At 69.0% G+C, this 24,042-nt stretch carries 21 protein-coding genes and 1 tRNA gene; 19 read left to right on the forward strand and 3 right to left on the reverse strand.

Annotated features, from left to right (window positions below):
- Nucleotides 1–293: 293 nt before the first annotated feature.
- The 7 genes from ACIOHC_RS02275 to ACIOHC_RS02305 all read left to right on the forward strand — a co-directional run bounded on the left by ACIOHC_RS02275 (nt 294) and on the right by ACIOHC_RS02305 (nt 9,368).
- Entirely contained in the window at nt 294–1,793 is a 1,500-nt protein-coding gene (locus ACIOHC_RS02275; protein ID WP_351086810.1) for a bifunctional cytidylyltransferase/SDR family oxidoreductase, read from the forward strand.
- A 148-nt stretch (nt 1,794–1,941) separates the two neighbouring features.
- Nucleotides 1,942–3,972 carry a hypothetical protein gene (locus tag ACIOHC_RS02280; protein ID WP_351086816.1) on the forward strand — a complete coding sequence of 677 codons (2,031 nt, stop codon included), beginning with the start codon at nt 1,942–1,944 and terminating at the stop codon, nt 3,970–3,972.
- A gap of 141 nt (nt 3,973–4,113) precedes the next feature.
- The gene (locus ACIOHC_RS02285) at nt 4,114–5,340 is read left to right on the forward strand and encodes a glycosyltransferase family 2 protein (protein ID WP_351086808.1); all 1,227 of its coding nucleotides are present in this window, start codon (nt 4,114–4,116) and stop codon (nt 5,338–5,340) included.
- A 142-nt stretch (nt 5,341–5,482) separates the two neighbouring features.
- The gene (locus ACIOHC_RS02290) at nt 5,483–6,553 is read left to right on the forward strand and encodes a glucose-1-phosphate thymidylyltransferase (protein ID WP_351086814.1); all 1,071 of its coding nucleotides are present in this window, start codon (nt 5,483–5,485) and stop codon (nt 6,551–6,553) included.
- A complete protein-coding gene (gene rfbB, locus ACIOHC_RS02295) occupies nt 6,550–7,536 on the forward strand; it encodes a dTDP-glucose 4,6-dehydratase (RefSeq protein WP_351086806.1) in 987 nt (328 codons plus the stop codon). Before ACIOHC_RS02290 ends, rfbB begins: the two co-directional genes overlap by 4 nt.
- Nucleotides 7,533–8,417, forward strand: coding sequence for a dTDP-4-dehydrorhamnose reductase (gene rfbD / locus ACIOHC_RS02300; protein ID WP_351086804.1), 885 nt, complete (start codon nt 7,533–7,535; stop codon nt 8,415–8,417). The genes rfbB and rfbD overlap by 4 nt, the downstream gene beginning before the upstream one ends.
- Nucleotides 8,418–8,573: 156 nt before the next feature.
- Nucleotides 8,574–9,368, forward strand: coding sequence for a class I SAM-dependent methyltransferase (locus tag ACIOHC_RS02305; protein WP_401841014.1), 795 nt, complete (start codon nt 8,574–8,576; stop codon nt 9,366–9,368).
- A gap of 70 nt (nt 9,369–9,438) precedes the next feature.
- On the opposite strand, the gene rfbC is transcribed toward ACIOHC_RS02305, so the two are convergent.
- Together rfbC and ACIOHC_RS02315 are read right to left on the reverse strand one after the other, a co-directional pair.
- Nucleotides 9,439–10,038 carry a dTDP-4-dehydrorhamnose 3,5-epimerase gene (gene rfbC / locus ACIOHC_RS02310; RefSeq protein ID WP_365692343.1) on the reverse strand — a complete coding sequence of 200 codons (600 nt, stop codon included), beginning with the start codon at nt 10,036–10,038 and terminating at the stop codon, nt 9,439–9,441.
- 116 nt (nt 10,039–10,154) lie between these two features.
- Nucleotides 10,155–12,194: a glycosyltransferase family A protein gene (locus tag ACIOHC_RS02315; protein ID WP_351079028.1), complete on the reverse strand. Its 2,040-nt coding sequence runs from the start codon at nt 12,192–12,194 to the stop codon at nt 10,155–10,157.
- Nucleotides 12,195–12,752: 558 nt separating this feature from the next.
- Between ACIOHC_RS02315 and proB the strand changes: the two genes are divergently transcribed.
- The 5 genes from proB (at nt 12,753) to ACIOHC_RS02340 (ending at nt 18,060) form a co-directional block, all read left to right on the forward strand.
- Complete coding sequence (gene proB, locus ACIOHC_RS02320) at nt 12,753–13,838, forward strand: glutamate 5-kinase (RefSeq protein WP_351079166.1); 1,086 nt, start codon at nt 12,753–12,755, stop codon at nt 13,836–13,838.
- Between the two features lie 144 nt (nt 13,839–13,982).
- Nucleotides 13,983–14,483 (forward strand): hypothetical protein, encoded by a 501-nt coding sequence (locus ACIOHC_RS02325; RefSeq protein WP_365692341.1) that lies wholly within the window; start codon nt 13,983–13,985, stop codon nt 14,481–14,483.
- 95 nt (nt 14,484–14,578) lie between these two features.
- On the forward strand, nt 14,579–15,862 hold the full coding sequence (locus ACIOHC_RS02330; RefSeq protein WP_401841019.1) for a glutamate-5-semialdehyde dehydrogenase: 1,284 nt from the start codon (nt 14,579–14,581) through the stop codon (nt 15,860–15,862).
- A gap of 67 nt (nt 15,863–15,929) precedes the next feature.
- Entirely contained in the window at nt 15,930–16,535 is a 606-nt protein-coding gene (locus tag ACIOHC_RS02335; protein ID WP_351079036.1) for a hypothetical protein, read from the forward strand.
- Nucleotides 16,536–16,932: 397 nt separating this feature from the next.
- Nucleotides 16,933–18,060 (forward strand): hypothetical protein, encoded by a 1,128-nt coding sequence (locus ACIOHC_RS02340; protein ID WP_351079038.1) that lies wholly within the window; start codon nt 16,933–16,935, stop codon nt 18,058–18,060.
- Here ACIOHC_RS02340 and ACIOHC_RS02345 read toward each other — a convergent pair.
- On the reverse strand, nt 17,987–19,117 hold the full coding sequence (locus ACIOHC_RS02345) for a M48 family metallopeptidase (protein WP_351079041.1): 1,131 nt from the start codon (nt 19,115–19,117) through the stop codon (nt 17,987–17,989). The two genes, ACIOHC_RS02340 and ACIOHC_RS02345, sit on opposite strands and share 74 nt — an antisense overlap.
- Before the next feature lie 111 nt (nt 19,118–19,228).
- Between ACIOHC_RS02345 and ACIOHC_RS02350 the strand changes: the two genes are divergently transcribed.
- From ACIOHC_RS02350 to ACIOHC_RS02380, 7 genes are all read left to right on the forward strand, one after another.
- A complete protein-coding gene (locus ACIOHC_RS02350) occupies nt 19,229–19,381 on the forward strand; it encodes a hypothetical protein (protein WP_351079044.1) in 153 nt (50 codons plus the stop codon).
- A gap of 84 nt (nt 19,382–19,465) precedes the next feature.
- Entirely contained in the window at nt 19,466–19,630 is a 165-nt protein-coding gene (locus ACIOHC_RS02355; protein WP_327367385.1) for a hypothetical protein, read from the forward strand.
- 38 nt (nt 19,631–19,668) lie between these two features.
- Complete coding sequence (nadD, locus tag ACIOHC_RS02360) at nt 19,669–20,286, forward strand: nicotinate-nucleotide adenylyltransferase (RefSeq protein ID WP_351079047.1); 618 nt, start codon at nt 19,669–19,671, stop codon at nt 20,284–20,286.
- 19 nt (nt 20,287–20,305) lie between these two features.
- Nucleotides 20,306–22,060, forward strand: coding sequence for a LytR C-terminal domain-containing protein (locus tag ACIOHC_RS02365; protein ID WP_401841022.1), 1,755 nt, complete (start codon nt 20,306–20,308; stop codon nt 22,058–22,060).
- Between the two features lie 114 nt (nt 22,061–22,174).
- Nucleotides 22,175–22,603, forward strand: a complete 429-nt coding sequence (gene rsfS, locus ACIOHC_RS02370; RefSeq protein ID WP_351079050.1) for a ribosome silencing factor — start codon at nt 22,175–22,177, stop codon at nt 22,601–22,603.
- Nucleotides 22,600–23,253, forward strand: coding sequence for a histidine phosphatase family protein (locus ACIOHC_RS02375; protein ID WP_351079169.1), 654 nt, complete (start codon nt 22,600–22,602; stop codon nt 23,251–23,253). Before rsfS ends, ACIOHC_RS02375 begins: the two co-directional genes overlap by 4 nt.
- Before the next feature lie 240 nt (nt 23,254–23,493).
- A tRNA-Ala gene (locus ACIOHC_RS02380) sits at nt 23,494–23,566 on the forward strand.
- The last annotated feature ends 476 nt before the right edge of the window (nt 23,567–24,042 follow it).

The raw sequence follows: 24,042 nt of genomic DNA on the forward strand, positions 1-24,042 counted from the left end.
TCCGCCGTGGTCGACCCTGTCGGACGGGCCTGCTCCACCGGCCCGTCCGGCGGTCCGGCATGCCCTCCGCGTCGCGCAAACGGGGGATCCGAACCCGCTCAAGGGTGATTCATGCCGCTCAACCGTGTGGTGTCGGTCACCCGGTCGGGACGGATCAATTCGGGTATTCGCCCTGATCGCAAGGCACCACAAGGTTTCGACAGGGCATGCGGCGGCCGACGTCCACCTTGCGAGACGGTAACGGAGAGTGCAACCATCGCTGTATCTCCCAGCCCTCGCAAGGTAGGTCGTCTGTGTCTGCTCAGCACATAGCCAAAGCCCGAACCACAGCAGTCGTGCTCGCCGGCGGTACCGGCCAGCGCGTGGGACTGTCCATCCCCAAGCAGCTGCTGAAGATCGCAGGCAAGGCTGTCATCGAGCACACGCTGTCGATCTTCCAGCAGGCCGACTCCATCGACGACGTCATCGTGCTGATGGCTCCGGGCTATGTGCCCGACGTGGAGAAGATCGTCGCGAAGGCCGGACTCACCAAGGTCACCAAGGTGATCGAGGGCGGCTCCACCCGTAACGAGACCACCGAGCGCGCCATCGCGGCCCTCGGTGAGGGCCTGGCCGAGGGGGAGGACCGCAACGTCCTGTTCCACGACGCCGTGCGCCCCCTGCTCTCGCAGCGGGTCATCAAGGACTGCGTCGACGCCCTCGACCGCTACCAGGCGGTCGACGTCGCCATCCCCTCCGCGGACACGATCATCGTGACCCGTACCCACGGCGGCGACGGCGAGTTCATCACCGACGTGCCCGACCGTTCCCGGCTGCGCCGGGGCCAGACGCCACAGGCCTTCAAGCTGTCCACGATCCGCCGGGCCTACGAGGTCGCCGCGGGCGACCCGAACTTCCAGGCCACCGACGACTGCTCGGTCGTCCTGAAGTACCTCCCCGACGTGCCGATCTACGTCGTCGCGGGCGACGAGTACAACATGAAGGTCACTCAGCCGGTCGACGTCTTCATCGCGGACAAGCTCTTCCAGCTGGCGTCGACGGCCGTCCCGCAGCCGACGGACGACGCCGCCTACCGCGAGCTGCTGACGGGCAAGACCCTCGTCGTCTTCGGCGGCTCGTACGGCATCGGCGCGGACATCGCGGCGCTCGCCGAGTCCTACGGCGCCACCGTCTACGCCCTGGGCCGCTCCACCACCGGTACCCACGTGGAGAACCCGGAGCACGTCGACGACGCGCTCTCCAAGGCGTACGCGGACACCGGCCGCATCGACTACGTGATCAACACCGCGGGCGTGCTCCGCATCGGCAAACTGGCCGAGACGGACAACACGACCATCCAGGAAGCGCTGAACGTCAACTACCTGGCACCCGTGCAGATCGCCCGCGCTTCCTACAAGTACCTCGCCGAGACCAAGGGCCAGCTGCTCCTCTACACCTCCAGCAGCTACACCCGGGGTCGCGCGGAGTACAGCCTCTACTCGTCCACCAAGGCCGCCATGGTGAACCTCACCCAGGCGCTCTCGGACGAGTGGGCGGGCGACGGAGTGCGGGTGAACTGCGTGAATCCGGAGCGCACCGCCACCCCGATGCGCACCAAGGCGTTCGGCGACGAGCCCGCGGGCACGCTGCTCTCCTCCGAGGCGGTCGCCAGGACCTCCCTCGACGTCCTGCTCTCCGAGATGACCGGCCATGTCATCGACGTGCGGCAGCAGGACCCGACCCGCGGCGCCTCCGAGGCGTCGGGCTTCGAGCAGGCGCTGGCCGCTGTCCTGGACCGACAGGCCGATGTGTAATACTTCTTGGTAATCGACTATTCGGACCCCTGCAGTTCGCCGTGTGCGAACTGCAGGGGTCCGAATTCGTGAAGCTCTGGCTTCACATTTCCCTCGCAAGGTAATCAGTCGGCACCCTCGGAAGCGGTACTTCGTGATTTCGAAAGCCATGCGCTTGGCTCGGGTGGGCAGTGGTTCGGAACTGGCCGCCGCTCTCCTGGTGGCTGTGGGGTTCCCGTGCGTCATGCTCGCGGCGATAATCCCCAATCTCTGGTTCTTTGCCGCGGCGACCGCGGTCACCTATCTGGCGGACCGATATCTGCACCACTGCGGCAGCTATCTGATCAACCGGCTCGCCGCAGTCCGTGCCGGACTGTCGATCCGCTTCCTCGTCCGTCAGCTGCTGCTCATCCTGCTGCTCTCCCGCATGGGATACGGCGAGCAGACGCTGTTCTACGTGACGGTCGCCTGCCTGCTGGCCTTCTACGGACTCCAGGCGCCGCAGAGCGCGATGGTCACCCTCATCCGGCTGCGTCGCAAGCTTCCGGTGGTCACCCGCAACATCGACCTCGGGTCGGTGCGGATAGGGGACGCGCCGCCGCAGATCCTGATGAGCAGGCCCGCGGAGAAGATGCTGCACCTGGACATCTTCTCGATGGTGGGGGTGCTGCTCGCGGTCGAGACCGGCAAGTACGTCATCGCCTATGCAGGCCTGGGCCTCACGCTCGTCCTCGCGGTCGGCTATCTGGCGGCGCTCCTGCCGTACGTCCGGCCGAGCCGGCTCGTACCGCCGGAGACCAAGGTCCTCAACGCGGTGGGCGACTGGCTCGCCGAGTACCGGCCGACCGTGATGCTGTACTTCTCCGGCTCCAAGGACTCGGCCTACCAGGTCAACATGTGGCTGGAGACGATGGCCCGGCTCGGCGGTCGGCCGCTGATCTGTCTGCGTGAGCGCAACATCGTCCCGCAGCTCGCCGGCACATCGGTGCCCGTGCTCTGCGTGCCCGGTGGTGTGCACCTCATGAATCTGGACCTCTCGTCGGTACGGGTCGCGCTTTACGCGGCCAACGTCGGCAAGAACATCCATCTGCTCCGGGTGCCGACGATGAAGCACGTCTTCATCGGCCACGGCGACAGCGACAAGCTCGCCAGCGTCAACCCGTACAGCAAGGCCTACGACGAGGTCTGGACCGCGGGCCGGGCCGGCCGCGACCGTTACGCCCTGGCCGACGTCGGCGTGCGCGACGAGGACATCGTCGAGGTGGGCCGCCCGCAGCTGGCCGCCATCCAGCCGTGGTCCGGTGCGCCGAGGAACCCGATTCCGACCGTGCTGTACGCCCCCACCTGGGAGGGCTGGGACGACAACCCGGGCAACACCTCGCTGCTGCTGGCCGGCGAGAACATCGTCAAGAGGCTGCTGGACTCCGAGCAGCCGATCCGCCTGCTCTACAAGCCGCACCCCTTCACCGGCACCCGCAGCGCCAAGGCCAAGGCCGTGCACCTGCGCATCACCGAGATGATCGAGCGGGCCGCCGCCGAGCGCGCCACCGACCCCCGCTGGGCGGCGGAATCGTCCGCTCTGCGGGGCGAGCAGGCCGAGGCGCGGGCCGAGATGGCCCGTATCGAGGCGCGGCTGGCCGAACTCTCCAGTGGCGGTCGCATCGCCCGGGACGAGGCGGAACTGTCCCGGGACTCGCTGGCCGACCCGGCGCGCGAGGCCGAGACCGCACGGCTCAAGGACGAGTGGAACGCCGCGTCCTGGCGTGCCCAGGGCTGGTGGGAGCACCGGGTCATCACCGGCGCCCAGATGCGGCTGTACGACTGCTTCAACGAGTCGGACGCCATGGTCTCGGACATCTCCAGCGTGGTGTCGGACTTCATCGCGAGCGGCAAGCCGTACGCGGTCACGGACTCGGCGGAGCTGGGCGTGGAGGAGTTCCGCCGGCAGAACACCGCGGTGCGCGCCGCGGTGATCCTCTCCAACTCGGCGGTCGAGCTGGACGCCCTGCTCGCCGCAGTGAAGGACCCCGGTGCGGACACCCTCGCCGAGGACCGGCGCGAGCTCAAGCGGTACCTCCTCGGCCCGGACGAGCCCACGTCGCTCATGCAGTTCGACGCCGCCGTGAAGGCGCTCGCGGCCAAGTCGGAGGCGCGGAACGCCGGGGTGGCGAAGAGCCTGGGCGAGCCCGTCGGAGGCTGAGATTCCGGTACCCGCATTACATGATCGAAAAAGGCCCGGCATACCCCGCAAAGGGTTGTGCCGGGCCTTTGTGATGAGTGTCACTATTTAGGCGTGCGGCGGTAGACAACCAACGCAGCGGTCCGCCTGTCTTCTGTTTGTGTGAACGAGACGCAAATTCCTGACGTAACCGTGGTTGTCGGTGCGTATGAGGCGATGCCCTACCTCATTCGCTGTCTCGAATCCGTGGAGGCGCAGACCATAGGCGCCGATCGGATCGAAATTGTCGCAGTCGACGACGGTTCCACCGACGGCACAGGTGAGTATCTGGAGGAGTTCGCAGCCCGGTCCAGGGTCCCGACCAGAGTGATCAGACAGAAGAACTCCGGTGGCCCCAGCGGCCCGCGCAATGTGGGCCTCGGCATGGCGCGCGGACGTTATGTGTTCTTCCTCGACGCGGACGACTACTTCGGCGACGAGGCCCTGGAACGGATGGTGGCCATGGCCGACCGCGCGGGCACCGATGTGGTGCTGGGCAAGGTGGTCGGTGTGAACAGGGGTGCGCCGCAGTCGATGTGGGGAGCCACCAGGACACGCGTCGACGTCTACAACTCCAAGGTCATATACACGCTGAGTGCACAGAAGCTCTTTCGGCGGGAATTGCTGGAGCGTCTCTCCCTGAGATTCGACGAGAGTCTCAGGACCGGTGAGGACGCCCTCTTCACCATGGAGGCGTATCTGCGCGGTGCGGGAGTCTCCGTGATATCCAACTACGTCTGCTATTACCTGGTGGGTCGCGATGACGGGAAGCACGTCACGAAGAGCGGCACCTACGAATGGCGTTTCGAATCGATGCGCGCCATGATGGCGCTCATTCACCGGATCGAGCCGGCGGGGCCGAAGCGTGACTTCCTCATGGTCCGGCCTTTCACGGTCGGTATGCTGCAACAGTTCGGACCGGGCGTGCTGAAGGATTCCGAGAAAGTCCGGCGACACAAGATGGAACTCGCGGCTCCGCTTATGGATGCCTACTGGGACGACGGAGTGGCCCGGCTGATCAAGGTGGGCGAGCGGCTGCGGCTCGCCTGCGTGGCACGGGGCCGCATGGACCTGCTGGTCGACGTACTGCGGTACCTCCGGGCGAAGAAGGTCCCGGATGTGGTCGCCTCGCGCTCCGGCGACAAGCTCTACCTCGCGTACCCGCACTTCCGTGACAGGTCGGCCGGTCTGGCCGACTCCTCCTACGAGGTCACCGTGCCCGACTGGCGCGACGGCAAGCGCATCGAGCGGCCGGAGGTCGCGGCCCGCCGGGCCTCCCTGCCCAGGCGCGTGGCGCGCAGGATGCGCCGGGACGTACGCCGCTGGAAGGCGCGGCTGAGCATGGGATAGCCGGCACTCCCACACCGTGCGGATCCCCACGCCGGGCCCGCACGAGTGATTCACCGAAGAACAAACCGAGAAACTCAGTAAAATTCGTCCGGACGTCGCGCTCCCGCGACGGGACCGACATCTCACCATGGGGACTGGTCACGTGAAGGCTCTCGTACTATCCGGAGGGGCCGGCACCCGCCTGCGTCCCATCACCCACACCTCGGCCAAGCAACTGGTGCCCGTGGCGAACAAGCCCGTGCTGTTCTACGGCCTGGAAGCCATCGCCGAAGCGGGCATCACGGAGGTCGGCATCATCGTGGGCGACACGGCCCAGGAGATCCGCGAGGCGGTCGGCGACGGATCCCGGCTCGGTATCGAGGTCACGTACATCCCGCAGGACGAGCCGCTCGGCCTTGCCCATGCGGTGCTGATCGCCCGTGACTTCCTGGGGGACGACGACTTCGTCATGTACCTCGGTGACAACTTCATCGTCGGTGGGATCACCGGGCTGGTGGAGGAGTTCCGCACGGACAGGCCCGATGCGCAGATCCTGCTGACCCAGGTGCCCAACCCGACCTCCTTCGGGGTCGCGGAGCTCGACGCCGACGGCCGGGTCGCGGCCCTGGAGGAGAAGCCGAAGGAGCCCAAGAGCGATCTGGCGCTCGTCGGCGTCTACCTCTTCACCCCCGCGGTCCACGAGGCCGTCCGCTCGATCGAGCCCTCCTGGCGCGGTGAGCTGGAGATCACGCACGCCATCCAGTGGCTCATCGACCAGAAGCGCGACGTCCGCTCCACCACGATCCGCGGCTACTGGAAGGACACCGGCAACGTCACCGACATGCTGGAGGTCAACCGGACCGTCCTGGAGACCATCGAGCCGTCCCACGAGGAGGCCGAGGTCGACGAGGAGAGCGAGATCATCGGCCGGGTACGCATCGAGGCGGGGGCCAAGGTCAGCGGCAGCCGCATCGTCGGGCCGGCGATCATCGGCGCCCGGTCGGTGATCAGTGGCGCGTACGTCGGTCCGTTCACCTCGGTCTCCGAGGACTGCCGGATCGAGGACAGCGAGATCGAGTACTCCATCGTCCTGCGGGGCGCCTCCATCGCCGGTGTCCGCCGCGTGGAGGCCTCGCTGATCGGCCGTGACGTCGAAGTGACCCCCGCGCCCCGTTCCCCGTCCGCCCACCGACTCGTGCTCGGCGACCACAGCAAGGTGCAGATCTCTTCATGACCACCGACATCCTGGTGACCGGCGGCGCCGGCTTCATCGGCTCGCACTACGTCCGTACGGTGCTCGGCCCCGAGGGCCCCGGCGACGTCGCCGTCACCGTCCTCGACAAGCTCACCTACGCGGGCAACCCGGCCAACCTCGACGAGGTGCGCGACCACCCCGGCTTCAGGTTCGTGCAGGGCGACATCTGCGACCCCGAGCTGGTCTCCAAGCTGATGGCCGAGCACGACCAGGTGGTGCACTTCGCCGCCGAGTCCCACGTGGACCGCTCCATCGACGGTGGCGCCGAGTTCGTCCGTACGAACGTCGTGGGCACCCACACCCTGATCCACGCCGCGCACCTGGCCGGCATCAAGACCTTCGTGCACATCTCCACCGACGAGGTCTACGGCTCCATCGACGAGGGCTCCTGGCCCGAGACCGACCCGCTCGCGCCCAACTCGCCGTACTCCGCGGCCAAGGCGTCCAGCGACCTGATCGCGTTGTCGTACCACCGCACCCACGGGCTCGACGTGCGGGTGACCCGCTGCTCCAACAACTACGGGCACCACCACTTCCCCGAGAAGGTCATCCCGCTCTTCGTCACCAACCTGCTGGACGGCAAGACGGTCCCGCTGTACGGCGACGGCGCCAACGTCCGTGACTGGCTGCACATCGACGACCACGTCCAGGGCATCGAGCTGGTCCGCACGAAGGGCCGGGCGGGCGAGGTGTACAACATCGGCGGCGGCACCGAGCTGTCCAACAAGGAACTCACCGGCCTGCTGCTGGACGCCTGCGGCGCCGACTGGGACACCAGCGTCACCTACGTCGAGGACCGCAAGGGCCACGACCGCCGCTACTCGGTCGACTGCACCAAGATCCGCGAGGAGCTCGGCTACGAGCCCCGCAAGGACTTCCGCACCGGCCTCGCCGAGACCGTGCAGTGGTACCGCGACAACCGCTCCTGGTGGGAGCCGCTGAAGGACCGGGCCGCGCTGTGAGCGCCGTCTGGCTCGTCACCGGAGCCGCCGGGATGCTGGGCCAGGACGTCCTGGCGCGGCTCGCCGGTGAGGACGTCACCGCGGTCGCCGCGGACCGGGCGGCCATGGACATCGCGGACCCGGGGTCGGTGCGCGCCGGTTTCGAGAAGCACCGCCCCGCCGTCGTGGTGAACTGTGCCGCCTGGACCGCTGTCGACGACGCGGAGTCCCAGGAGGACGCCGCGCTGCGGGTCAACGGCACGGGCCCCGAGGTCCTCGCCACGGCCTGCCGCGAACACGGGGCCGTCCTCCTCCAGGTCTCCACCGACTACGTCTTCGCCGGGGACGGCGAGAAGCCGTACGCCGAGGACGACCCCACCGGACCGCGCAGCGCCTACGGCCGCACCAAACTGGCCGGGGAGCGGGCCGTGCTGGACACCCTTCCGGAGACCGGTTACGTGGTGCGTACCGCCTGGCTGTACGGCGCTGGCGGAGGCAACTTCGTCCGTACGATGATCAAGCTGGAGGGTGTCAAGGACACCCTCGACGTGGTGGACGACCAGCGCGGACAGCCCACCTGGACCGTCGATCTGGCCGACCGGCTGGTCCGGCTCGGACAGGCCGCCCTCGCGGGCAGCGCCCCCGCGGGCGTCTACCACGGCACCAGCGGCGGCGAGACGACATGGTTCGGTTTCACCCGGGAGATCTTCCGGCTGCTCGGCGCCGACCCGGAGCGCGTCCGCCCCACGAACAGCGAGGCCTTCGTGCGGCCGGCCCCCCGGCCCGCATTCAGCGTGCTGGGGCACGACCGCTGGGCGACGGCCGGGATCGAACCGATCCGGGACTGGCGGGCGGGGCTGGAAGAGGCATTTCCGGCCCTCAGGGCTGCACAGCGATCATGATCGTCGAATGATCGTATTGAGGGTCGAATCCAATCGAATTCCAAAGAAGTGAAAAGCGGGGGTTCACATACGGGAGAACGCTTACATCACAGTGCGGTCATGCGGTAACTTCGCCGGGGACCAGACCAGTTGGTTTTCTCCGAAGGGCTGCTCCACGTGAACCGCCATGACTTTCTGCGTCATTTGCACCGTGTCTACCGTCCTCGCAACTATTTGGAGATCGGGGTCAACGACGGCAGGAGCCTGGCCCTCTCGCGAGTGCCCTCCGTCGCCGTCGACCCCGCCTTCAAAGTGGTGACGGACATCAGTTGCGACGTCCACCTGGTCAAGGCGACGAGCGACGACTTCTTCGCCCGCAAGGACCCGCTGCTGCACCTGCGCAACGGCCGCAACCCGTTCCGCGCCCTGGCCCGCCGCGATCCGTTCAATGTGCTCGGCGGCGACCCGAAGCTGGAGCTCGCCTTCATCGACGGCATGCACCTCTTCGAGTACGCCCTGCGCGACTTCATGAACGTCGAGAAGCACTCCCGCTGGTCGAGCGTGATAGTGCTGGACGACATGCTGCCGCGCGATGTCGACGAGGCGGCCCGCGACCGGCACACCAAGTACTGGACCGGTGACGTGTACAAGGTGGTGCAGGTGCTGCGCCGCTTCCGCCCCGATCTGGTCGTCGTCGAGGTGGACACGGCGCCGACCGGAGTCGTGGCCGTGTTCGGCGCCAACCCGGAGAGCGACGTCCTGAAGAACGCGTACGACAAGATCATCGAGGAATACGTCGTTCCCGATCCGCAGGACGTTCCCGACGAGGTGCTGGTGCGCAAGAACGCCGTCCAGCCCGAGACGCTGCTCGGCGCCGACTTCTGGCCGGCTCTGGCACGCGCACGCAATCTGCGCCGTCCCCGTTCGGCGTTCGCACCGCTGCGTGGACGCATCGAGGCCGTGACGGGCTGACCGGCCCGGACAGCACGAAGCCCCCGTGGATCCGTACGGAACCACGGGGGCTTCGTGCTGTCCGGGCCGGTCAGCCGCGGGCGCGCAGCTCGGCGTAGTAGGCCTGGCAGTCCTCGTAGGACGGCAGCAGGCCCTGCGCCTCGGCCTCGGCCAGCGAGGGGGCCGCGGCGTCCTTCTCGGACAGCAGCGGAGTGATCCCCTGCGGCCACTCGATGCCGAGCTCGGGATCGAGCGGATCGATGCCGTGCTCGCGACCGGGGGCGTAGCCCTCGGAACAGAGATAGACGACCGTCGCGTCGTCCGTCAGGGCCATGAAGGCGTGGCCGAGCCCTTCGGAGAGATAGACGGCGTGATGGTCCGCGTCGTCGAGGCGGACCGCCTCCCACTGCTTGTACGTGGGGGAGCCGACCCGGATGTCCACGATGACGTCGAGCACCGCGCCGCGTACGCACTTGACGTACTTCGCCTGGCTCGGCGGCACATCGGCGAAGTGGACACCCCGCAGGGTTCCCCGGCTGGAGACGGAGCAGTTGGCCTGCGCGAGCCGCAGTGCGTGTCCGGCCGCCTCGTTGAGCTCCGACGCCTTGAACCACTCGTGGAAGCTGCCGCGGCTGTCCGGGAAGACCTTGGGCTCGTGCACCCAGGCCCCTGCGATGGAGAGCTGCCGCATGCGATCACGTCCTTGTTCTGTTGCTCGTGGCCGAGGTTCTCGGCCGATGTCTGCTGATGGGTGCCGGCGCGTGCCGGTGTCCGCCGATGGGAAGCGTACGGCGGTACGCGGACGGTTCAGCCGGTGAACCGGGCGGCGAGGCGACGCGCCCGCTTGCGACCCTTGGCCGGCAGCCTGCGCACGATCGGACCGCCGACGGCACGCAGTGCCCGGCGGAGCCTGGCCTTCCTGCGCTTGGTGGTGATCCCGAGCATGATCCCGGGTTCGACCGCGGGCAGCTCGGAGGCGACGCTGATCCGGCCGCCCCTGCCGACGGCGACGTCACAGAGGTGAAGCGGGGGGTTCTTGTCGCCGTCCAGCCGCACCGAGAGCTTCCAGGTGCCGGGTAGGACGCCGGGCGCTCGGTCGGGCACGGTGAGGTGGGCCCGGCCCTCGGTGGGACGCAGCACGGTTCGCAGCTGGTGCGAGGTCCCGTCCGCCCCGTCCGCCGGGCTCAGCACGAGCGTGGTCGTGGAGGCCTCGGTGGTGGGGGTCGTGAAGAGGTCCAGCCGGAGCTCGGTGCGGCCACCGGGGGTCCGCCGGAGCGGACGGCCTTCGAGATAGTCGGCCAGCTTCTTGCTGCGCCGGGCGACATCGAGGGTGAGGTTGCCGTGCGGGTCGGTGAAGTACGGGATCACCGCGCGGGCCGGGGAGCCCAGCGAGGCCGGCACGCAGGCCGCGTCCACCTCCGGCGCCCGGTCGGCACCGAGTCGGGCCTTGCGGACCAGGCCGAGGCCGCGCAGCGGCACCCACACGTCCCAGAAGCCGCGCGATACCCGGCCGCGCCCCTTGACCGCCTCCGAGGAGATCTGGCCGCTGCCGTGCAGGACGACCTCGCAGACGTCGTCGCCGAGCTCCTCGACCCGGGCCGTGAAGGTCGCGGGGCAGGACCACTCCACGGCCGTTTCGCGGTTGCGCATCGCCAGTTCGGCGGAGAACCCGTCCATGTCGTCGGTGACGTCCAGGAGCTCGCCGTCCGGCAGCAGGCCCTCGGTGATGTCGGGGTGCAGGAAGTAGCGCCCGTCGCGGCGCAGCAGGGTCAGCGGGGCCTGGTCGTCGCCGTGGACCAGTCGGCCGCTGATGGTGAGGGTGATCCTGCCGTTCGGCTGCCAGGCGAAGTCCTCCAGGCGGGCCGCGGCCTTGACGGACGCGGCGAAGCGGGAGATCCGGACGAGGCCCTGGCGGTCGTCGTCGCGCAGCAGCGTGGAGCGCAGCCGGAGCACCGGGCCGAGCCCGTTGTGCACACCGTCGTCCATGAAGTCCGCGGCCAGGCCCCGGACGGCGTCGCACATCTCGTCGAGGTAGTCCGGCTCGTACTTGAGGACCGCGGGCTCGCTGAGGCGGCCGAGCATCTCGACGCGGTAGAAGCGGCGCAGCAGCCTGTCCCGGAACTCACCGGGCTCGGTGTTGTCCACGACGACGTCGAGGACCTCACGGAGGTTGCCGTAGTAGCCGGACGGGACGATCTTCGCGGAGCCGGCGTTCTGGCCGTCGTCCCGCCGGGAGTAGTAGTAGCAGGTGTAGCTGCCGAGGATCGAGACGACCTTGGCGGGGAAGTACGCCTGCATCATGTAGAGCTGGTCCTCGAGCCGGCGCTTGCCCTCGGGGTAGGCGATGCCGTTCTCGCGGAGGAACTCCGTACGGAACATCTTGTGCGGGGTGAGGCTGTCGTACAGGGGCGCGTCGTGCAGGGTGCACTTCTCGCGGTCCGTCTTGAAGACGCCGTGCGGCACACCGCGGAAGTTGCTGGCCACCTTGCCGATGACGATGTCCGACCCGTTGCGGTGGCCCATGTCGTACAGACGCTGCAGGGCGCCGGAGGCGAGGTAGTCGTCCTGGTCGACGAACTGGACGTACTCGCCCTTCGCCTCGGCCACACCGATGTTGCGGGGCTTTCCGGGCCAGCCGGAATTCGGGATGGTGATGACACGGAAATGCGGGTGCTCCACGGCCAGCTTCTCAAGCCGTTCACGAGTGTCGTCCGTCGAGCCATCGTTGACGAAGAGAACTTCGAAATCCCCTGCAGGGAGGGTCTGCTTCAGAAGTGAGTCGATGCAGGGGTCGATGTACTTGCCCGGGTTGTATACAGGAATGACGACACTTACTTTGACTGGCATCGCTGCTGTCCCATGTCTGGTAGAGGTCCCTCTGGCTGGCGGCGGGTGCGGGGCCTGCGCTGCTGAGAATGGGCAGAGGAAGTCGCCCGCCGTGCACCCTATCGGCTATTAGATGACCGGGACGCCCGGATGGTTGCCCGGTCGCGCGCACAGTGATTCTTCCGACAGTGCGCGGATGCCGCCCAAGGCTCTGAAGATTTAATCGATATTTACATTCGATCGCCGAATGGGGGGCGGGCGCCCGGATCCGGGAGTACTACTTTCGGAATATGTGATTCCGGTAGCTTGGTTGCGCTGCCGGGATCCGGCGGTCGGGGAGGCTCGGATCCCAGGGCGCGGGCCCGGAGGTTCGGCTGCCGGGACCCGGGCCCGGTGGTGCGGGGCTCCGGTCCGGTGGCGCGGGTTCCGGGGCTCCGTTCCGGAGGCCTCGGTCCAGAGGGCGAAACGCACGGGCGCCCCTTCCTCCGCTCGCGTAGATTGCGAGGGCTGGGCGAGGCCGAACCATTGGGGATGTACGTGTCAGGGGCAAGGCAGGGCGTCACAGAGGCCCGCAGGATCGTGGTCAAGGTCGGATCCTCATCCCTCACGACCGCGTCGGGCGGCCTCGACGCGGACCGCGTCGACGCGCTCGTGGACGTACTGGCCAAGGTGCGCAGCGGTGGGGAGCGCGAGATCGTGCTCGTCTCCAGCGGCGCCATCGCGGCCGGACTCGCCCCGCTCGGCCTGCACCGCCGGCCCAAGGACCTGGCGAGACAGCAGGCCGCGGCCAGCGTCGGCCAGGGGCTGCTCGTCGCCCGCTACACCGCCTCCTTCGCACGTTACGGCGTACGCGTCGGCCAGGTGCTGCTCACCAGCAACGACACCAGCCGCCGCGCCCACTACCGCAACGCCTACCGCACCCTCGACCAGCTGCTGGACATGGGTGCGCTGCCGATCGTCAACGAGAACGACACCGTTGCCACGGACGAGATCCGGTTCGGCGACAACGACCGGCTCGCCGCGCTCGTCGCCCATCTCGTCCGCGCCGATCTGCTGGTCCTCCTCTCGGACGTGGACGGCCTGTACGACGGCGACCCCAGCAGGCCGGGCACGTCGCGGGTCGCCGAGGTGGCCGGTCCCGAGGACCTCGCGGGCGTCACCATCGGCAGCGCCGGGAAGGCGGGCGTCGGCACCGGCGGCATGGTGACCAAGGTCGAGGCCGCCCGGATCGCCACGGCCGCCGGAGTCCCGGTCGTCCTCACCTCGGCGAGCCGGGCCGCCGACGCCCTGGCCGGCCGCGACACCGGTACGTACTTCCACCGCACCGGACGCCGCTCCGCGGACCGGCTGCTCTGGCTCGCCCACGCCTCCACCCCGCAGGGCTCGCTGACCCTGGACGACGGGGCCGTCCAGGCGGTCGTCGAGCGGCACAGCTCGCTGCTGCCCGCCGGAATCGCGGCGGTCGAGGGCGAGTTCACCGCGGGCGACCCGGTGGAACTGCGCGACCTCGAAGGCCGCCCCGTGGCCCGCGGACTGGTCAACTTCGACGCCAAGGAGATCCCGCAGCTGCTCGGCCGCTCCACCCGTGACCTGGCGCGGGAACTCGGTCCGGCATATGAGCGCGAGGTCGTACACAGGGACGATCTCGTCCTCCTGTACCCCTGACAGACCCCCTGAAACGGCTGAAAGTCCAGCCTCAGGACGGAGACCTTCACCAAAACCGCCCCATACTCGGCCGCGGGCTGGTCAACTTTGTAGCGGGGACACAGCGGGGTACAGCACAGTGAACGCATTCACAGGAGGCCGCCGGTGAGACGAGCGCGCCCGGGGGCGCCACCCCGAGGAACGGGTGGCCGGGCCCTGACCAGCGTCGGAGCAGGTGCCGGCTTCGACGGGAGCCGGTCCATGGACCGCAGGGACGACCTGACCACCGGACCGGAGCCGACGACGGCGGGGGAGGAACGTACCCCGTCGAGACTCTGGCACATCACGCTCAGTGTCTCGGGCGCCGCGATTCCGCTGAAGGAGGTCAGACGCGGTCTCGAACAACTCGCGCACGACCACCCCTTCCTGCTGACCAGCCGGTACGCCGACGACCGCGCGGAGATCCGCTACTGGGAGGAGGCGCGCGATCTGCACGACGCGGCGGCCGTCGCGCTGCGGCTGTGGGGAGAGCACCGCTCCACCGCCGGGCTTCCGCCCTGGGAGATCGTCGGCCTGGAGGTCATCGACCGCGAGACGTACCACCAACGCGTCGCCGAGGGATACGGGCCGCCCCCGGCGACCCCGGTCGGCGTCCACCCGTACTGAGCGCGGAGACGGCCCCGGGGAGACGGTTCCGGACAGTTGTCTCGCATCACGGGATACGTGACGGATGCCCGCAGTGTGCGCACTACTCTGCGGGCATGACCACGTTCTCGCCGTACGACAACATGTCCCCGGTCGCCCAGGCCGCCTACCGGGCACGCTCCGCCGCCGCCGACATCGCGCCGCTGCCGCGCGCGGCGAAGGACGACGCGCTGCTGGCGATCGCGGACGCGCTGGAGGTGCGGACGGGCGAGATCGTCGAGGCCAACGCCGAGGACGTCGCCCGCGCCCGCGAGGCCGGCACGAGCGAGTCGATCGTCGACCGGCTCACCCTCACCCCGGAGCGGATCCGCGCCATCGCCGCCGACGTGCGGGACGTGGCGGCGCTGCCCGACCCGGTCGGCGAGATCGTCCGCGGCTCGACCCTGCCCAACGGCATCGACCTGCGGCAGGTCCGGGTGCCGCTCGGCGTCGTGGGGATCATCTACGAGGCCCGGCCCAATGTGACGGTCGACGCCGCGGCCCTCTGCCTGAAGTCGGGCAACGCCGTCCTGCTGCGCGGCTCGTCCTCGGCGTACGCCTCCAACGTCGCACTGGTCCAGGTGTTGCGCGACGCGGTCGGGGGATCCGGTCTCCCCGCCGACGCGGTGCAGCTGGTGCCGGGCGAGAGCCGCGATTCGGTACGGGAACTGATGCGGGCCAGTGGTCTCGTCGACGTCCTCATCCCGCGCGGCGGCGCCTCGCTGATCCGCACGGTGGTCGAGGAATCAACCGTTCCGGTCATCGAGACGGGCACCGGCAACTGCCATGTGTACGTGGATGCGCAGACCGATCTCGGCATGGCCGTCGACATTCTGATCAATTCCAAGGCGCAGCGCCCGAGCGTCTGCAACGCGGCCGAGACGCTCCTGGTCCACAAGGATGTCGCCGCGCAGTTCCTGCCCCGCGCCCTGGACGCGCTGGCCGAGGCCGGGGTGACCGTGCACGGCGACGAGCGGGTGCTCGAACACGCCGAGGGGTCCAAGGCCACCGTGGTGGCGGCCACGCCGGAGGACTGGGAGACCGAGTACCTCTCGTACGACATCGCCGCAGCCGTCGTCGAGTCGCTGGACGCGGCCGTCGCGCACATCCGGCTCTGGTCCTCCGGGCACACCGAGGCGATCGTGACCACCTCCCAGGCGGCGGCCCGCCGCTTCACCCAGTTGGTGGACTCCACGACGGTGGCCGTGAACGCTTCCACCCGCTTCACCGACGGCGGTCAGTTCGGCTTCGGCGCCGAGATCGGTATCTCCACGCAGAAGCTGCACGCCAGGGGCCCGATGGGGCTGCCGGAGCTGACCTCGACGAAGTACATCGTCACGGGCGACGGCCACGTGCGGTGACGGTCCGGGTGCGGTGAATGTTGCGGGCTCCCTGCCCAGAACGACCCGGCGGGGCTAGTCTGGAGCCGTGCCGGACGACGTGGGGGGCAGGCCGTTCCCGGACGGCTGGGAGCCCGACGACGACCGCGGGGGCGCGGACGAGGACTTCGCCTCCGTGGTGTTCGACGAGGACTTCGTACGGGCCGCCGAGTTCCATGAACCCACCGCGGTGGAGCGGCTGCTGGCGGCCGCGCAGGCGCGTGCCGAGGCCGAGGCGTCCCGCGCGCGGGCGGGCGGCGGCCAGCTGGACGACGAACTCCACGACGAGGCGTACGGGCCGGGCGGCCTGTACGGCCGCGGGAGCGCCTACGACGACCCGCTGGACCCTGACGACGACGCGTACGGCAGCGGCCCCTACGGGCGCCACGGCGGTGCTCTGCGCCCCTACCGGGGCGCGGCGCGCTGGCACCGGCCGGTGGCCTGGCTGCTCGCCGTGCTGATGGGCATCGGAATGGTCGCGCTGGCCTTCAGTGCCGTTTACCGCAACACCTCGGGCAGCAGCCGCCAGGACCCCGCCCCGCCGCCCGCCACCACGGGCGTGGACAGCGCCCCTGGGCCCGTCCCCAGCGCCATCCCGTCGACCTCGGTCGGACCTCTCCGGCCCACGGCCTCGACGGTCCCCCGCACGGGCTGAGGACGCGGATCCCGTCGGCGGAGGTTCTGTCCGAGGCCGCGTCCCCCGCGGCGACGGCGCACGCCGCGCCTCCCGTGCGCCCGTGTTCCCGGCATCTCGCGACGGCCCCCGGGGCCCACGACCGTTCGGGGACTGCCCGGAGACCGTCCGGAGGGCGGTTCCCCGGGCTCCGGGGCAACTCTCGGACGGTTCTCTTGCCGCCCGGCGTTTACCCAGGTCCCAATCGACCTACCCTGAAGGTGTGACCCCTCTCTCCGAGGGGGCTTCTCACTCGTCCGTATGCGTAGTCGTACGACGTCATGCGAGTTCATGGCGGGCGGGCCCTGTCCGAAGCCGTTCGGCCGAAGCAGAGCGAAGCGTTTCGGCCCCGGTCGGTGACGTGGAGTCGGGAGAAGTCATGGCAGACCGCGGAGAACCACCAGAAGGTCCGCCCGAGAACGCGCCGGGCGGCGGTGAGGACGAGTACAGGTCGCTCGTCTTCGACGAGTCGTTCGTGCGTGCTGCCCGCCTGAAGGAGTTCTCCGCCGAGGAGCGTATGGAGGAGCATGCCCCCGCCGTACGCAGTCTTCCGCCCCGGAGCCTGCGAGCGGGTTCCAGGGCCGTCATCGCCTTGGTGCTCCTCATTGCTCTGGCCTTCGGAACGGCCGTGTACATGGGCTTCCGCCACCCCTACACCGCGCCCGTCGGCCGAAGGGCCGAACCTCTGAGGTCGACCGTCGTGCCCCTGGCCCCCCGGGACGCCGTACCCGGTGGAACCGCTGCCGGGCTCCTCGCACGGAGCCCCGCCGCACAGTTCGCAATTGGTGCCGCAGGCATCAATCTGCCGGCGATCCGAGGGACGGACCACTTCTCGGACAGCGAGGTGGCGGCGGCTCTGACCACGGTCAAGGACTACCTGGCGGCGTCCTCGCTCGACCCCGACGTCCTCACGGGACACGCCGTGCGACCGGTGGAGCTCCTGCTCGACCCCGACCAGACGGCCCAGTTCAACCGCAGCATGAGCCGACCTGACGACGACGGACAACACGCCGCGACCGGCTGGCTGGTCCGGTTCGACCCGGCGAAAGTGGCGCTGGCCGGTCCGGACATACGGGTCCGGGGCACCCTGAGCTACACCGAGACGGGGTCGGACACCCTGGAGGTGGTGTCCGACCACACCTTCACCTACACGCTCCGCCCGGCCACCCCTGGGCCCCAACGCGCGGGCGGTGCCTCGCTCTTCACCGTACGGCGCGAGCTGCACTTCCGCTTCGACCGGGAGGACCTGCGGCTGCACCGGCTGGAGCTGCGCACCAGCTACGTACAGGCCGGACCGCAGGCGTGCCCGACGGACACCACCGGTGCGTTGCGGCCGCTGCTCGCCGGGCAGCGGGCCCTCTCCCACGGCCCCGCGGGCACCGACCCGTATGCGACGGGCCGGCCCACGGCAGCTGTTTGCGGGACGCTGGCGGTCAGCTCTCCGCGGACCCCGGCTCGGGCTGATCAGGGTTCCGGGGCTCCTCCGGCCGCGCCGAGCCGCCCGTAGCGCCGCCCTTGCCGGTGGCACCGCCGCCCTGACCGGTGAATTTGTCGCGGAGCTTGCCGCCGAGGTCCCCGGCGCCGCCCGCTATGTCGCCGACCAGCTTCATCAGCGGATCCTTGCTGGTCCGCACAGAGTCCGCGTAGTGGGCCGCGGACTGGCGGAAGGAGTCCGTCACCGAGGTGTCCTTGTCCTCGTCGCGCCGCGGGTAGTGACCGTCCATGATCCGCTGGTGGTCGCGGCTCTCGGACCACTTCTTCAGCTCGGCGGCGCGCACCGTGGTGAAGGGGTGCGAGCGGGGCAGCAGATTGAGGATCTTGAGCACGGAGTCGCGCAGATCGCCGCCCTTCTCGTACTCGTCGGCCTGGGCGAGGAAGGCGTCCACATTCATCTCGTGCAGATGATTGCCGCCCGCGATCTTCATCAGACCGCGCATCGACGCGTGCAGATCCTGGCCGACGAGCAGCCCCGCCCGGTCGGCCGACAGCTCCGACTTGCGGAACCACTCGCGCAGCGCCGTCACGATCGCCATGATCGCGACATTGCCGAGTGGGATCCAGGCGACCTTCAGCGCGATATTGGTGAGGAACAGCAGGATCGTGCGGTACACGGCGTGGCCGGAGAGGGCGTGCCCCACCTCGTGGCCGATGACGGCCCGCATCTCCTCCTCGTCGAGCAGCTCCACCAGCCCCGTCGTCACCACGATGATCGGTTCGTCGAGACCGATGCACATGGCATTGGGCTGCGGGTCCTGGTTGACATACATCGGCGGGACCTTCTCCAGGTCCAGGATGTAACAGGCGTCTCGCAACATGTCGTTGAGATGGACGAACTGCGCGTCGCTCACACGGACGGAGTCGGAGAGGAAGAGCAGTCGCAGGCTGCGCTCCGGCAGCAGACCGCTCAATGTCTTGAACACGGTGTCGAAACCGCTCAGCTTGCGCAGGGCCACCAGGGCCGAGCGATCCGCCGGGTGTTCGTAGGCCCGGGACGAGATTCCGGCGAATCGCCTGCGCTGGCGGCTCGGCACGCCCTCGTGGCTCTCGTGGCTGCGTTCGGTCATGAATTGGGCCCCCTGTTCGTACGAGACGTCGCTCGCCCCCTGACAAATCCCAGCGTAGGTGCTGGGGCTACGGTGTGCGGGGGGCTGTGGATAACTGAGGAGACGCCCGACATGCCGCACACCGTTGCTCTGCTCGCCGCCGCATCCGGGGACCAGGGGCCCGGTAACACGCTCCGTATCGTGCTGCTCGCCTCGCTCGTCGGAGCCGGCCTGCTCGCCTGGTTCCTGCTCCGCGGATACCGCAACGACGACCACAACGACTGAGTCGGCGTGAGCGTGCCCGGGGCGCCCGCATACGATGTGCGCGACGTCTCCCTTCCGACTCCCGATCGATAGGTCCTGCCGAAGATGAGCCTCACGAGCACCGCGCACCAGCTGGTCACTCTCGCCGCCGAGGGCGGCGAGCACGGTGGCAACCACGAAAGCCTCAGCCCGTACGTCACCGGGGGCGGTGCGTTCGTCGTGCTGCTGCTCCTGCTGTGGATCACCACCCGCTTCAACCGCGACCGCTGAGGCAAAGGCGTACAGCTGTGCCAGTAGGCTCTGCACGCATGGGAGAGCAGGAAATGCCTACCGGCCGGGGAAAGCGCCGAATCGGCGTGATGGGCGGGACGTTCGACCCGATTCATCATGGACACTTGGTGGCGGCCAGCGAAGTGGCCGCCCAGTTCCACCTCGACGAGGTGATCTTCGTTCCAACCGGGCAGCCGTGGCAGAAGAGCCACAAGCACGTCTCCCCGGCCGAGGACCGCTATCTCATGACGGTCATCGCGACGGCGTCCAACCCGCAGTTCTCGGTCAGCCGGAGCGACGTCGACCGCAGTGGGCCGACGTACACGATCGATACGCTGCGGGACCTGCGCGCGATCCACGGCGACGCGGACCTCTTCTTCATCACCGGCGCCGACGCGCTCTCCCAGATCCTCACCTGGCGTGACGCCGACGAGCTGTTCTCGCTCGCCCACTTCATCGGTGTGACCCGACCGGGGCATGTGCTCGCGGACCCCGGGCTGCCGGAGGGCGGGGTCTCGCTGGTGGAGGTTCCCGCGCTCGCGATCTCGTCCACGGACTGCCGTGAGAGGGTCGCGCAGGGGGATCCGGTCTGGTACTTGGTGCCGGACGGTGTCGTCCGCTACATCGACAAGCGCCAGCTGTACCGCGGCGACTGAGCCACGCAGAGGGGCACCGGTGAACGACCGACAGAACCCGTACGACCCGTACTACCAGCAGCCGCAGATCATCGGCTACGACGAGTACGGGCAGCCGGTGTACCAGCAGCCCGGACACCAGGCGTACGACCCGTATGCGCCTCAGCAGCCGCAGCCGCAGCAGCCGCAGCAGCAGTCACATCAGGCCGATCAGGGGTACGGATACGACCCGTACGCGCAGCCTCAACAGCCGTACCCCGGGCAGCCGCAGCAGCAGTACGACCCGTACAGCTCCCAGCAGCCCCAGCAGCCCCAGCAGCCCCAGCAGCCGCAACAGCAGGCATACGGCGGTTACGACGGCTACGGCTACGACACCGGCAGGCAGCCCGCCGCGGTCGACACCACCCAGCAGTGGAACATCCCGCAGCAGGCCGCCGCGCAGCAGACCACGCCCGCACCGGCACCGGTCACGCCGGAGCCCCGGCCGGAGCCCGACGTCGAGACCGAGCCGGAACCGGCCGTTCCAGGGCAGCGCCGCGCCGACTACCGCACCGAACAGTTCTCCTTCATCGAAGAGCCCGACGAGGACTCCGAAGACGTCATCGACTGGCTGAAGTTCACCGAGAGTCGCAGTGAGCGGCGCGAGGAGGCACGGCGTCGCGGCCGCAACCGCATGGTCGCACTGATAGTCGTGGTGGCCCTGGTGGTGGTCGGCGGTGTCGGCTACCTCTGGTCCGCCGGAAAGCTGCCGGGCCTCTCCGGCTCGGAGAAGGACAACACGGCCTCGACGGGCCCGCAGAAGCGGGACGTCATCGTGGTCCATCTGCACGACACCAAGAAGGGCGGCACCTCCACGGCGCTGCTCGTCGACAATGTGACGACCAAACAGGGGACCACCGTCCTGCTCCCCAACTCGCTCGCGGTCTCCGACGACGAAGGCGTCACGACCACCCTCGGCAAGTCCGTCGAGGACGACGGCGCCACCGGCACCCGCGGCTCCATCGACACCCTGCTCGGCACCAGGATCAGCGGTACGTGGCGGCTCGACACCCCCTATCTGGAGACCCTCGTCGATCTGGTCGGCAACATCGAGATCGACACCGACACCGAGGTGCCCGACACGAAGAAGGGTGCTTCCCCCCTGGTGAAGAAGGGCGAGGCGCAGACGCTGAGCGGTCGGATGGCCGTCGCGTACGCCACCTACCGACCGCCCGGTGAGGCCGAGACGAAGCAGCTCATGCGGTTCGGAGAGGTTCTGCGGGGCGTTCTGCGGAAGATCTCGGACGACCCGAAGGCCGCCACGGTCACCGTGCAGACGCTGGCGCAGATCCTCGACCCGTCCCTCCCGGAGAAGGATCTCGGCGCCTCGCTGGCGAAGCTCGCGCAGCGTGCCAAGATCGGCGACTACAAGACGGCACTCCTGCCGGTACAGGCCGACGGCACGCTCACCGACGCGGCCACCGAGAGCGTCGTCAAGGACATCCTCGGCGGCACGGTGAAGGCCCCGGACGCCGACGCGGCGGTGCGGGTCGCAGTCAAGAACGCCACCGGTGACAAGGACGGCATGGAGTCCGCCCGGATCAAGCTGGTCAACGGCGGCTATACCTTCGTCGGCGGCGGAACGGCCGAGACCGTGGCACTGTCCGAGGTCGTCTACAAGGCCGCGGCGGACAAGGAGAAGGCGACGCAGACCGCGAAGACCCTGGGCCTGCCGACGAGCGCGGTGAAGCAGGGCAAGCCCTCCGCGAACGCCGATGTGTCCGTCGTGATCGGCCAGGACTACGTAATCAAATGACCGGGTCCGCACCGCCCGGATGACGTCGATTCGATCGTCGAACGTTCGCTGCGTGGGCTGTCGGCGGTCCGTGAGACCCTAGGGGTTGATCTGACCGCCGACGAAAGCCTGCTTGTGACCGCCACGGACCGCTCCATCGAGCTCATCAACGCCGCCGCCCAGGCGGCCGCCGACCGGCTCGCGCACGACATCATCGCGTACGACGTCAGCGACGTGCTGTCGATCACGGACGCCTTCCTGCTGGCCTCGGCCCCCAGTGACCGCCAGGTCAAGTCGATCGTCGACGAGATCGAGGAACGGCTCCAGAAGGAGCTCGGCGCCAAGCCGGTACGCCGTGAGGGCGACCGCGACGCGCGCTGGATCCTCCTCGACTACGTCGACATCGTCATCCACGTCCAGCACAGCGAGGAGCGGGTCTTCTACGCGCTGGAGCGCCTCTGGAAGGACTGCCCCGAGATCGCGCTCCCGGAGGACGCCGTCAAGACCCGCGGCAAGGCCGAGGAGCATGCCAGGCTCACCGGCACGGAAGGTGAGCAGAGCTGAACGGCACCGGAAGCGGCAGGGGCCGCAGGATCGTCCTCTGGCGGCACGGCCAGACGGCGTGGAATCTGGAGCGCCGGTTCCAGGGCTCCACGGACATCGCGCTCACCGAGACCGGTGTCGGACAGGCTCAGCGGGCCGCCCGGCTGCTCGCCTCGCTGAAGCCGGACGCGATCGTCGCCTCCGATCTTCAGCGGGCGACGGCCACGGCCGCCGAGCTCGCCGCGATCACCGGCCTCGAAGTCACGCACGACGCGGGACTGCGCGAAACCTACGCGGGCGCCTGGCAGGGCCTCACGCACGAGGAGATCGTCGGGCAGTACGGCGAGCAGTACGCCGCGTGGAAGCGCGGCGCGCCCGTGCGCCGCGGCGGCGGTGAGCTGGAGACCGAGGTCGCCGACCGGGCCGCCCCGGTCGTGCTCGGACACGCCGACAAGCTGCCCGACAGCGGCACGCTCGTCGTGGTCAGCCACGGCGGCACCATCCGCACCACCATCGGCCGGCTGCTGGGCCTGGAGTCGCACCACTGGGAAGGGCTCGGCGGGCTCTCCAATTGCTGTTGGTCGGTGCTGGGCGAGGGGGCGCGCGGCTGGCGCCTGCTGGAGCACAACGCCGGCACTCTGCCCGAGCCGGTGCTCGGCGACGACACCTGACCAAGAACTGTCCCGTGATCCCCGGGCCCTTGGCCAAGGTCTTTCGTTTGGATCACGCCGGGCTCGGAGTGCCGGTGGCGGCGTGGCGGGGGAGAGTCGGGGCCTGTCATTTCGGTGGTCGGAGGCGGTGCTCGGAGGCCACCTCCGGGCGGCGTCGGCCGGATTTCACTTTCTGGCTGGTCACAGGCTAAAGTTCTTCTTGTTCGCAGCGCGGAAACGCAGAGAAACACAGCGAACAGCGGGGCTATAGCTCAGTTGGTAGAGCGCCTGCATGGCATGCAGGAGGTCAGGAGTTCAATTCTCCTTAGCTCCACAATCAAGATCCCGTCCTCATCAGGGGGCGGGATCTTCGTTTCCCCTGGCCTCCTCCGGTTGCACCTCCCGGTGCCACCGCGCCGTCATCTGCTGTCGGTTCTCCTCGTCGGCCGGGGCGCGGACCACGATCCGGCACCCCGGCAGCCCGTTGACGGTCAGTGGCATCGAAGGCGTCGGGCAGCCCGTCGACGGCCGGTGGCACCGAGGCGATCCCCTCCCAGCGGTCGCCGCTCGGCGATTCGTTGCGGCCGGCCGCACCAGGTCCCGCCCCCATGGGCGTGTTGGCGAATGCACGTTCTGAAGAGGCTGCCGACGCGGGCGGTGTCCGGGTGACCGTCACTCGGACAGGCGGGCTGATCGGTGCCGCGCCGTTCGGCTCGCTCCATCTCAACCGCCTTGATACGCCCGGGAGACAGGGGCCGGGCATGCGCGGCGGGGATGGGCTCCCGCGCTGTCGGGGGCCGCGACGACAGG

It is taken from the genome of Streptomyces sp. NPDC088252 (assembly GCF_044740965.1).
GTDB lineage: Bacteria > Actinomycetota > Actinomycetes > Streptomycetales > Streptomycetaceae > Streptomyces.